Source organism: Herbaspirillum sp. LeCh32-8 (assembly GCF_017814915.1).
Classification (GTDB): Bacteria; Pseudomonadota; Gammaproteobacteria; order Burkholderiales; family Burkholderiaceae_D; genus Herbaspirillum.
The window spans coordinates 426,524-437,155 of sequence record NZ_JAGIPZ010000002.1 but is presented as its reverse complement, the minus strand read 5'-3'; the positions used below and the strand labels follow the sequence as shown (position 1 = coordinate 437,155).

Annotated in this window: 10 protein-coding genes; 7 read left to right on the top strand and 3 right to left on the bottom strand. The window is 67.4% G+C overall.

Annotated elements, in window-relative coordinates; all coding sequences use genetic code 11:
* The first annotated feature begins 11 nt into the window (after window positions 1–11).
* From J8I26_RS07050 to J8I26_RS07020, 7 genes are all read left to right on the top strand, one after another.
* A complete protein-coding gene (locus tag J8I26_RS07050; RefSeq protein WP_209605533.1) occupies window positions 12–1,229 on the top strand; it encodes a beta-ketoacyl-ACP synthase in 1,218 nt (405 codons plus the stop codon).
* 1 nt (window position 1,230) lies between these two features.
* The gene (locus J8I26_RS07045) at window positions 1,231–1,713 is read left to right on the top strand and encodes a hotdog family protein (protein ID WP_209605531.1); all 483 of its coding nucleotides are present in this window, start codon (window positions 1,231–1,233) and stop codon (window positions 1,711–1,713) included.
* Window positions 1,710–2,447, top strand: a complete 738-nt coding sequence (gene fabG / locus J8I26_RS07040; RefSeq protein ID WP_209605529.1) for a 3-oxoacyl-ACP reductase FabG — start codon at window positions 1,710–1,712, stop codon at window positions 2,445–2,447. Before J8I26_RS07045 ends, fabG begins: the two co-directional genes overlap by 4 nt.
* On the top strand, window positions 2,444–3,688 hold the full coding sequence (locus J8I26_RS07035) for a beta-ketoacyl-ACP synthase (protein ID WP_209605527.1): 1,245 nt from the start codon (window positions 2,444–2,446) through the stop codon (window positions 3,686–3,688). Before fabG ends, J8I26_RS07035 begins: the two co-directional genes overlap by 4 nt.
* An 80-nt stretch (window positions 3,689–3,768) precedes the next feature.
* Entirely contained in the window at window positions 3,769–4,209 is a 441-nt protein-coding gene (locus tag J8I26_RS07030) for an excinuclease ATPase subunit (RefSeq protein WP_209605525.1), read from the top strand.
* A gap of 9 nt (window positions 4,210–4,218) precedes the next feature.
* Window positions 4,219–4,977 carry a 4'-phosphopantetheinyl transferase superfamily protein gene (locus J8I26_RS22860; protein WP_209605522.1) on the top strand — a complete coding sequence of 253 codons (759 nt, stop codon included), beginning with the start codon at window positions 4,219–4,221 and terminating at the stop codon, window positions 4,975–4,977.
* A 60-nt stretch (window positions 4,978–5,037) separates the two neighbouring features.
* On the top strand, window positions 5,038–5,805 hold the full coding sequence (locus J8I26_RS07020; protein WP_245200170.1) for a hypothetical protein: 768 nt from the start codon (window positions 5,038–5,040) through the stop codon (window positions 5,803–5,805).
* Between the two features lie 83 nt (window positions 5,806–5,888).
* Here J8I26_RS07020 and J8I26_RS07015 read toward each other — a convergent pair whose 3' ends face one another.
* The 3 genes from J8I26_RS07015 to J8I26_RS07005 form a co-directional block, all read right to left on the bottom strand.
* Window positions 5,889–7,235 carry a sigma-54 dependent transcriptional regulator gene (locus tag J8I26_RS07015; RefSeq protein WP_209605518.1) on the bottom strand — a complete coding sequence of 449 codons (1,347 nt, stop codon included), beginning with the start codon at window positions 7,233–7,235 and terminating at the stop codon, window positions 5,889–5,891.
* On the bottom strand, window positions 7,235–9,034 hold the full coding sequence (locus J8I26_RS07010) for an ATP-binding protein (protein WP_209605516.1): 1,800 nt from the start codon (window positions 9,032–9,034) through the stop codon (window positions 7,235–7,237). The genes J8I26_RS07015 and J8I26_RS07010 overlap by 1 nt, the downstream gene beginning before the upstream one ends.
* A 144-nt stretch (window positions 9,035–9,178) precedes the next feature.
* Window positions 9,179–10,570, bottom strand: a complete 1,392-nt coding sequence (locus tag J8I26_RS07005; RefSeq protein WP_209605514.1) for an MFS family transporter — start codon at window positions 10,568–10,570, stop codon at window positions 9,179–9,181.
* Window positions 10,571–10,632: the final 62 nt, after the last annotated feature.

Here is a 10,632-nt window from a genome sequence, read left to right as displayed (position 1 = left end):
AGCAGCAGCGCATGAGCATCTATCTGAACTCCCTGGGAATGATCTGCCCGCTCGGCCACACGAACGACGCCATCCGCGCGCGCCTGTTCGCCGGCCAGAGCGGCGTGCTGCCCGACCTAAGCCGCCGCAACCCGGCCGGCCAGGCGCTGGCGCTGGGCGCGCTGGCCGCCGACATCGCGCTGCCGGGCGACGAGCACCTGCCGCTGCGCGAGCGCAGCCGCAACACCCGCATCGCGCTGGCCGCGCTGGCCGCGATCCGCACCGAGGTGGACGCCGCCATCGCGCGCTTCGGCGCGCACCGCGTGGGCATCGTGCTGGGCACCAGCACCTCTGGCATCGCCGAGGGCGAACACGCATTTCGCCATCGCTCGCCCGGCAGCCACGGCGACAGCAACGGCTGCGCCTTCCCTGCCGGCTACCATTACGGCCAGCAAGAACTGGGCTCGCCTGCCGCCGCGCTGGCCGCGACGCTGGGCACGGGCGGGCCGGCCTATGTCCATTCCAGCGCCTGTTCTTCCAGCGGCAAGGCCATGGCCAGCGCCGCGCGCCTGCTCAACATGGGCCTGTGCGATGCGGTGATCTGCGGCGGCGTCGACAGCCTGTGCGACTTCACCGTGGCCGGCTTCTCGGCATTGGAGTCGGTCAGCGCCGAGCGTTGCAACCCGCTCTCGGTCAACCGCCACGGCATCAACATCGGCGAGGGCGCGGCGCTGTTCCTGATGAGTCGCGACAACGCGCGCGTGGCGCTGTCCGGCTGGGGCGAGTCGTCCGACGCTCATCACATTTCGGCGCCCGATCCGGAAGGCCACGGCGCCGCGCTGGCCATCGCCCAGGCGCTGCAACGCGCCGGCCTGCAAGCAGCGCAGATCGACTACATCAACCTGCACGGCACCGCCACGCCGCAAAACGACGCGATGGAGTCCAAGGTCTTGCACGCGCTGTTCGGCGCCGGCGTGCCGGTCAGCTCGACCAAGCCGTTCACCGGCCACACCCTGGGCGCGGCCAGCGCCATCGAAGCCGGCCTGTGCTGGCTGGCGATGCAGGACGACAACCACGCCGGCCTGCTGCCGCCGCACCTGTGGGACGGCGTGGCCGACCCGGCGCTGCCGGTGCTGGACGTGGCCGCCGCCGGCCGCGCGCTGGGCCATGCACCGCGCCATGTGCTGTCGAACTCGTTCGCCTTCGGCGGCAGCAACGTGGCGCTGGTGCTCTCGCGGGTGGAGGACTGAGATGACGCCATCAACGCAGGCGACCCAGCCCATCGCGCCGATCGAACAGCTGCTGCCGCACGCGGCGCCGATGATCCTGATCGACCGCGTGACGGCGGTGGACGCGGACGCGCTGGAAGCCGATGTGCAGATCCGGCCCGAGAGCCTGTTCAACAGCGGCGCCGGCGTGGGTTCCTGGGTCGGGGTCGAATACATGGCGCAGGCGATCGCCGCCTGGGCCGGCTATCACGCAAGACAACGCGGCGAGGACGTGAAAATCGGATTTCTGCTCGGATCGCGCCGCTATGAATGCGCCGTCCCGGAATTCGCCAACGGCACGCGCCTGAAGGTGACGGTGAAACTGCTGCTGCAGGCCGAGAACGGCCTGGGCTCGTTCGACTGCGCCATCATCGACGCCGCCACCCGACAGGAACTGGCGCGCGCCAACGTGTCGGTGTTCCAGCCGCACGACGCAACAAACTATCTTCAAGAAGGCATGGCATGACACACCCGGGGCAACACACCATCTTCGTCACCGGCTCAAGCCGGGGCATCGGCCGCGCGATCGCGCTGCGGCTGGCGCGCGACGGCTACGACATCGTCCTGCACTGCCACCAGCGGCGCGAGGCGGCCGACGAAGTCGCGCGCGAGATCGCGGCGCTGGGCCGCGCGACGCGCGTGCTGCAGTTCGACATCGCTGATCGCCAGCAGGCCGCCCAGGTGCTGCTGCAGGACGTCGAGCAGCACGGCTGCTACTACGGCGTGGTCTGCAACGCCGGCATCACGCGCGACAACGCCTTCCCCGCCATGCCCGGCGAAGACTGGGACAGCGTGCTGCGCACCAACCTCGACGGCTTCTACAACGTGCTCAACCCGCTGACCATGCCGATGGTGCGTCGTCGCGCGGCGGGCCGCATCGTCACGCTGGCCTCGGTGTCGGGCCTGATCGGTAATCGCGGCCAGGTCAATTACAGCGCGGCCAAGGCCGGCATCATCGGCGCCACCAAGGCGCTGGCGCTGGAGCTGGCCAAGCGCGACATCACCGTCAACTGCGTGGCGCCGGGCCTGATCGACACCGACATGGCGCAGGACGCGCCGATGGAGGAAATCATGAAACTGATCCCCGCGCGCCGCGCCGGCAAGCCGGAGGAAGTCGCCGCCGCAGTGGCCTTCCTGATGTCGCCCGACGCCGCCTATGTCACGCGCCAGGTGATCTCGGTCAACGGGGGGCTGGCATGAGCGCTCATTTCGCCCCGCGCCGGGTGGTGGTCACCGGTATGGCCGGCATCAGCCCCATCGGCAACGACTGGGACAGCGCGCTGGCGCACCTGAAAACGCTGCGCAACGCCGTGCAGCGCATGCCGGGCTGGGACGAATACGTCGGCCTGCATACCCGTCTGGGCGCGCCGGCGGCGGAGTTCGCGCTGTCCGAGAAGTACAACCGCAAGACCACCCGCAGCATGGGCCGGGTGGCGCTGATGGCCACCCGCGCCAGCGAATGGGCGCTGGCCGACGCCGGCCTGCTGGACGACCCGCTGCTGAAAAGCGGCAAACTGGGCATCTCCTACGGCTCCTCGGCCGGCACGCCCAATGCGATCGCCGACTTCGCCATGATGTTCGCCGAGAAGAACACGCGCGACATCAACGCCAACACTTACCTGAAGATGATGGCCCATACCGCGCCGGTCAACATGGGCGTGTTCTTCGGCATTACCGGCCGCATCATCACCACCTCCAGCGCCTGCACCTCCGGCAGCCAGGGCATCGGCTACGCCTTCGAGGCGATCCGCAGCGGCCGCCAGACCGCGATGATCGCGGGCGGCTCCGAGGAGCTGTGCGCCACCGAGGCAGCGGTGTTCGACACCCTGTACGCCACCAGCGTGCGCAACGACACGCCGCAGGTGACGCCCAGCCCGTTCGACAAGGACCGCGACGGCCTGGTGCTGGGTGAAGGCGCCGGCAGCCTGATCCTGGAAGACCTGGAGCACGCGCAGGCACGCGGCGCACGCATCTACGCCGAGATCGTCGGCTTCGGCACCAACAGCGACGGCAGCCACGTCACCAATCCGAACGCGGCCACCATGCAGGTGGCTATCGAAATGGCGCTGGCCGATGCCGGCCTCATCGCCGACGCCATCGGCTACGTCAATGCTCACGGCACCGGCACCCGCCAGGGCGATGTGGCCGAGACCACCGCCACCGCACGCGTGTTCGGCCGGCGCGCGCCGATCAGCTCGCTGAAAAGCTACATGGGCCATACGCTGGGCGCCTGCGGCGCGCTGGAGGCCTGGATGACCATCGAGATGATGCGCCTGGGCTGGTTTGCGCCCACCATCAACCTGAACCAGGTCGACCCGGAGTGCGGTGAGCTCGATTACATCGCCGGCGAGGGTCGCGGGATAGATTGCGAATACGTGATGTCGAACAACTTCGCTTTCGGCGGCATCAATACTTCGCTGATCTTCAGGCGCTGGGCGTAAGCCCTGGTTTTATGACAAAAAGAGCAAGTGCATCACTCCCCACCACGATCCAACGAACCAACAATAAAGGAGCCTCACTCATGAAAAAAACTTCCCTCGTCCTGGCCGCCGCCGTGCTGGCGCTGTCGTCCCTGTCGGCCCAGGCGCGCGACACCAAGCACCTGCTGTCGATCGAAGAAGCCCAGGCCATGAAGGACAAGGAAGGCGTGCTGGACGGTTCGGTGAAGTTCTATTTCGCCGGCCAGTCGACCCCGGCCGTGGCCACCAAGCTCTCCACCGACGTGACCAACCAGAAGACCAACGCCGTGGGCAAGTCCGATGAAGAGGCCTGCAAGTGGGTGTTCCTGTCGGCCCTGGTGCAGCTGCAGAAGAAGGCCCAGCAGCTGGGCGGCAACGCCGTGGTCAATATCGTGAGCTACTACAAGAAGAACGAGATGGCCAGCGCCACCCAGTTCGAATGCCATGCCGGCGCCACCATCGCCGGCGTCGCCCTGAAGGGTGACATTGTCAAGCTGAAGTAAGAGCCTCAAGTGCCGTCCACCCGCATCTGGATCGTGGACGGCCGCCATTTCCGGGCCGGCGCCGACGAAGTGCCGGCCGTCCCCCCCGCGTTCGCCGCCCTGCTGTCCGACGGCGAGCGTGCGCGCTTACAGCGCTTTCTGAAACCGCAACGCGCGCGCGAATTCCTGCTGGGTCGCTTGCTGCTGCGTCATGCGTTGGTGCAAACCCTGGCCTGCGCGCCTTCCGAGATCACCGTCACCGAACGCCACGGCGCCTCGCCGCTGGTCACCATCGGCGCGCATGCGGCCGACGGCGTGGCGTTGCCCGGCTTGAGCATTTCACATAGCCGCGGCTGGCTGGCGTGCGCCGTGGGCGAGCGGTGCGCGGTGGGCGTGGATATCGAAGCGCCGTCGCCGCAGCGCGACCTGGCTGCGCTGGCCAGACTGGCCTTCTCGCCGCGGGAACTGGCCTGGCTGGAGCGACAGCCGGCGTATGAAGCGGCCTTCTACCGTCTGTGGTGCGCCAAGGAGGCGCTCTACAAGCTGCGCCACAACAGCGGCCTGCGCGACATGCAGGAGCTGCCCGAGCTGGAATGCGGTGGCGATAACAGTGGCGATAGCGGTGTCAATGAGGGCGACGCTGCGCAGGCCATCAGCGCCCCGGATGCATTCCTGCGCCACGACGCTACAGCCGATTACCATCTGTGCCTGTGCAGCGCCGCGACGCCCACGCGCCATTCAGTGGAACACCTCGAGTGTGATCGGCTGTTGAATTTGTCCGCCGCCTGAGCCAAAATCCCCTTGGCCGCAAAGGCACAAAAAAATACACCAACCGGGGGATCCATGTCCATGTCACGCACCTGGCTGCTTGCAGCCTCTACCATCCTGCTCGCCACTGCCTGCGCCACGCCCGAAGAGCGCATGGCCAAGATGCAGATCAAACAGCAACGCCTGGAGCTCAAGGCGCAACGCCTCGCCGAGCGCAATCAGAACCGCGACCAGGCGCGCGGCGCGCCGGCCCCGGGCGGCCCGGTCACCGACCAGCGCGCCCCGCTGGAAAACGCCGTCAAGGCGCTGGCTGCCTGCGACGCCAGCTTCGGCGCCACGCTCAAGCGCTTCGCGGCCGAGATCAGCCCGAGCTTCCAGGTGACCGTCAAGGGCGAGACCGCCTCCATCGAAGTGCCTGACCGCAAGACCCCGGGCCGCAACATCGTGGCGCCGGCCGCACCGGCCAAGGTCTACGGCCTGACGCTGTCGGGCTACTACGAAGAAAGCACCGACATCAACGGCACGCTGCAAAAAATGGTCTGGGGCTTCACCACCACCGCCAGCCCCGACCAGGCCGCCGCAGTGCTGGGCACGGCCATCCCCAACTTCAAGCGCATGAGCAAGGAGATCAGCGGCACCTACACCCGCATGGAAATCTTCGAGCGCAACGGCTGGCACCGCACCTCGCGCTTCGATTACTACCGCGGCCAGGCCAACCTGAACGGGGAACGCACGCTGGTGATCGAAGCCTCACGCGATCCTGCCTTCCCCGGCGCCCGCATCGGCTGCGCCGTGCGCGGTTTCCAGACCGAACAGTTCCAGGACATGCTGCGTCCGGAACTGGACTGAGCGGCCTGGGGGGTAACACCTGCCCGCCCTGCATGAAAAAAGCCCGCTGTCGATACAGCGGGCTTTTTATTTTCAATCCCGGCTCAGGCGCCGCCCAGGCCGTACTTCTTGATCTTGTCGTACAGCGTCTTCTTGGGCATTCCCAGGCGTTCGGCGGCGCTGGCGACGCTGCCGTCGGCCTGCTTGAGCGCGGCGGCGATCAGCCCTGCCTCGAAGCTTTCCACCTGCTGCGGCAGGGGCACGGCGTCACCGCTCGGTGCGGATGCGGCCGTGCCGCCGACGCCGCCTATCTGCTCCACGCCCAGCACCCAGCGGTCGGCGAAGTTGCGCAGCTCGCGCACGTTGCCCGGCCAGGCGCGTTGTTGCCACTGCTGCAGCTGCGCCGCGGTCCACGCCGGCACCTCGCGCCGGTAACGCACCGCGGCAGCCTGGCAGAAATGCGCCAGCAGCAGCGGGATGTCCTCGCTGCGCTGCTTCAGGGTCGGCAGGTCGATGGCGACCACGCCGATGCGGTAGTACAGATCTTCACGGAACAGGCCTTCGGCCGACAGCTTGAGCAGGTCGGCTTTGCTGGCCGCCACCACGCGGCAATCGACGGCCACCGACTCGTTGCCGCCGAGGCGCTCCAGCCGGCGCTCCTGCAGCACGCGCAACAGCTTGACTTGCAGCGCCAGCGGCATGCTCTCGATCTCGTCCAGGAACAGCGTGCCGCCATGCGCGTATTCAAGCTTGCCGATGCGACGCTTCTGGGCGCCGGTGAAAGCGCCGGCCTCGTGGCCGAAGATCTCGCTCTCGAACACGGTTTCCGGCAAGGCGCCGCAATTGAGCGCCACGAACGGGCCCTTGCGTCCGCTGGCAGCATGCAGCTGACGCGCCACCACTTCCTTGCCGGTGCCGGTCTGGCCGTTGATGAGCACATCCACGTCGGCCGGCCCCAGGCTGTGGATCAGCGTGCGCACGCGCTCGATGGCCGGCGACTGGCCCACCAGCGGCGGCAGCTCGGGGTTGCTGGCCCAGGCCTCGCGCAGGCGGCGATTCTCCAGCACCAGGTTGCGCTTGTCCTGGGCGCGCAGGGCGATCTCCAGCAAGCGGTCGGAGCTGAAGGGTTTTTCCACGAAGTCGTAGGCGCCGGCGCGCATGGCCTCGACCGCCATGCCGACATCGCCATGGCCGGTGACCACGATCACCGGCAGGCCGGCGTCGATGGCCACCGCATGCTCCAGCACCTCCAGCCCGGACATGCCGGGCAGGCGCACGTCGGTCACCAGCACCCCGGCGTAGTCGCGCGTGAGCAGCGGCAAAGCCTCCTCGGCGCTGGCGCAGGCGGTGACGTCGAAACCGCCCAGCTCCAGCGTCTGCGCGGTGGCGCGGCGCACGGCCTGTTCGTCTTCGATAAGGATGGCGCGCGCGGCGCCGGTGGCTTGTTCCATCAGGTCTCCTTCAAGAGCGGCAGGCGCACCACGAACTCGGCGCCGCCCTCTTCATGATTGTGTGCGCTCAGCTGGCCGTTCATTGCCTGCACGATGGACGAGGAAATCGCCAGCCCCAACCCCAGCCCCTTGCTGGACGACTTGGTGGTAAAAAATGGCTCGAACAGGTGCGGCGCGACCTCGTCGGGGATACCGGCGCCGCTGTCGCGGATGCGTACCACGGCCTGTGCGCCTTCGATGTCGAGCAGCACGCGCACGCGCTTGACGTCGCGCTCTTCGACCGCGTCCAGGGCGTTGCGCAGCAGGTTGATCAACACCTGTTCGGTGCGCACCGCGTCGCCGGTCACGCGTGCGGCGTGGCGCACGTCGATGACGATCTCCACGCCGTGGTTCTGGAACTCGCTGCCCAGCAGCAGCGCCGCCGCCTCGGTGGCCTGGCGCAGGTCAACCGCCGACACCAGCTCGCCGCTCTTGCGCGCGAAGCCTTTCAACTGGCCGATGATCTTGCCCATGTTGGCGCTGGCGCTGCTGATGTGCTCCAGGTTTTCCGCCACCTGCGCGGTCTGCCCGCGCGCCAGGAATTTGACCGAATTGTCGGCGAAGGCGCGAATCGCCGCCAGCGGCTGGTTCAGCTCGTGCGTCACGCCGGCAGCCATCTGGCCCAGCATGGCCAGCTTGCCGGCCTGCACCAGTTCGTTCTGGGTGGTGCGCAGCAGGCTCTCGGTCTGCTGCAGCTTGTCGTACTTGGCGGCGATGGCCTGGTTGGCGGCAGTCAGCTCGCCGGTGCGCTGGGCGATCTTCTGGTCCAGCTCCTCGGCGGCGCGGCGCAACGCGTCGCGCGACTCCAGCCGCTCCTGCACACGGCGACGATGCTGGTACCAGGCCAGCAGCGAGATCGCCAGCGCCGCCATGGCCAACGCAGCGGCCAGCGCCGACAGCGTGGCCGAGCGCGCCATGCGCGCCTGCGAGGGGAACAGCATCAGTTGCCAGCCGAGCCGCCCCACCGGACGCGAGACATGCTCGCCGAAGCCGCGCTGCAGCGGCGCGGGCAAGGCCGAGACCGGCGTGATCGGCTGGTCGGCGTATTGATGGGTACCGGCCAGCTCCTGCTGCATCGGCCCGGTCAGCGGGCGCAGGCTGTGGTATTTCCACTCCGGCCGGTTGCTGAGAAAGACCACGCCGCCGGCGTCGGTGAGCGTGATCGGGTCGTCGCTGCTGCGCCAGGTGTGCTCGAACTCGGCGAGGTCGACCTTGACCACCATCACGCCGATCGGCAGGTCGCCTTCGGCCTGATCCTGGCGGCGGTAGATCGGCTGGGCGATGAAGTAGCCCGGCTCGCTGGAGATATTGCCGATGCCGTAGAAGCGCCCTGCCCGGCCCAGCACCGCCTCGCGGAAGTAGGGACGAAAACCGAAATCGCGGCCGACGAAACTGAACTCGTCGTCCCAGTTGCTGGAGGCCAGCGTCATGCCGCGGGCGTTGAGCATGAAGATGTGCACCGCGCGCGACTGCTGCTGGATGGTCTTGAAGGCGCGGTTCAGGCGATCCACCGCCAGCGCGTCCTCGGGATGGTTCAGCACCTGGCGCACGTCGGACTGGAAGCCGAGCGCGAACGGCAGCGTCTCGTACTTCTGCAGGATGGATTCCAGGTCGAGCGCGACGATCTGCAGCTGGGCCTCGCCCAGGTTTTTCTGGTCGGCGCGAGCCTTGTTCAGGGCGAGCCGGTAGGTGACGACGCACACCACCAGCGTGGCGGCCACGAAGGCGACGAACAGCAGCAGGTTTCTTCGGGCTTTCATGCGCGGGATGACAGAAATCGGAATACAGGAGAAAGATCCGGCGCAGATACGACGCGGCGCCCCGAAAGGCGCCGCTCGCTGCAACGGGATCGAAGTCCCCAATGATAGCGCGAGGCGGCGCACATGCCGCCCCGGCGCGCCGGATCAGGCCGGCTTGTGCTGCTTCAGGCTGTCGACCTGGGGAGCGGCGTCGTCATGTTCCATATCGACGTCCTCGTGCAGGTGGCCGTCGCGCTGCGGGTCAGGCATGCGCAGCGTGACTACCAGCGCCACCAGGCACAGCGCGGTGACGTACCAGTAGAAACTCGACTCCATGCCGGCCGACTTCAGCGACAGCGCCACGAACTCGGCGGAGCCGCCGAAGATGGCGTTGCCCACCGCATACGACAGGCCCACGCCCAGCGCGCGTACTTCGGCCGGGAACATCTCGGCCTTGATCAGGCCGCCGATCGAGGTGTAGAAACTGACGATGGTCAGCGCCAGGATCGCCAGGCCGAAGGCGGCGTAGGGGCTGGTGACGTCCTTCAATAGGTGCAGGATGGGGAAAGTGCAGATCATGCCGAGGAAGGAGAAGCACAGCATGGAGTTGCGGCGGCCGATCTTGTCCGAGATGGCGCCGAAGATCGGCTGCAGGATCATGTAGACGAACAACGCGCCGGTCATCACGCCGTTGGCGACCTTGGGATCCATGCCGGCGGTGTTGACCAGGTACTTCTGCATGTAGGTGGTGAAGGTGTAGAACATCAGCGAGCCGCCGGCGGTGAAGCCGACCACGTTGATGAAGGCGCGCTTGTGCTGCAGCAGGCCCTTCAGGGTGCCGGCTTCCTTCTTCTTTCGACTGCCTTCGGAGGCAGTCTCGGCCAGCGAGCTGCGCAGGTACATCGCCACCAGCGCGCCGACCGCGCCCAGCACGAACGGCACGCGCCAGCCCCAGTCCATGAGCTCGGCCTTGGTCAGCCACTGCTGCATGCCGAACAGCACCAGCACTGCCAGCAACTGGCCGCCGATCAGCGTCACGTACTGGAAGGAAGCGAAGAAGCCGCGACGGCCCTGCGGCGCGACTTCACTCATGTAGGTGGCCGAAGTGCCGTATTCGCCACCCACCGACAAGCCCTGGAACAGGCGCGCCAGCAGCAACAGCGCGGGCGCCCAGGCGCCGATGGTGGCGTAGGTCGGCAGCATGGCGACGGCCAGCGAGCCGCCGCACATCATCAGCACCGAGATCAGCATGGAGGTCTTGCGGCCATGCTTGTCGGCGATACGACCGAACAGCCAGCCGCCGATCGGGCGCATCAGGAAGCCGGCGGCGAACACGCCGGCGGTGTTCAGCAGCTGGGTGGTGGGGTCGCCCTTGGGGAAGAAGGCTGGCGCGAAATAAATCGCGCAGAAGGAATAGACGTAGAAGTCGAACCACTCGACCAGGTTGCCGGACGAGGCGCCGAGGATGGCGAAGATGCGCTTGCGGTAGTCTGCCGCGCTCAGTTGCTTGGGCGCCTGCTGGCCGGCTTTCAGGCTGGTGCTCTGGATGTCGCTCATGGATATCTCCTGTGACGGCCGCCTCCTCCCTCTGTGATTTGGCGGCCGGGTAAGTCCTGTCA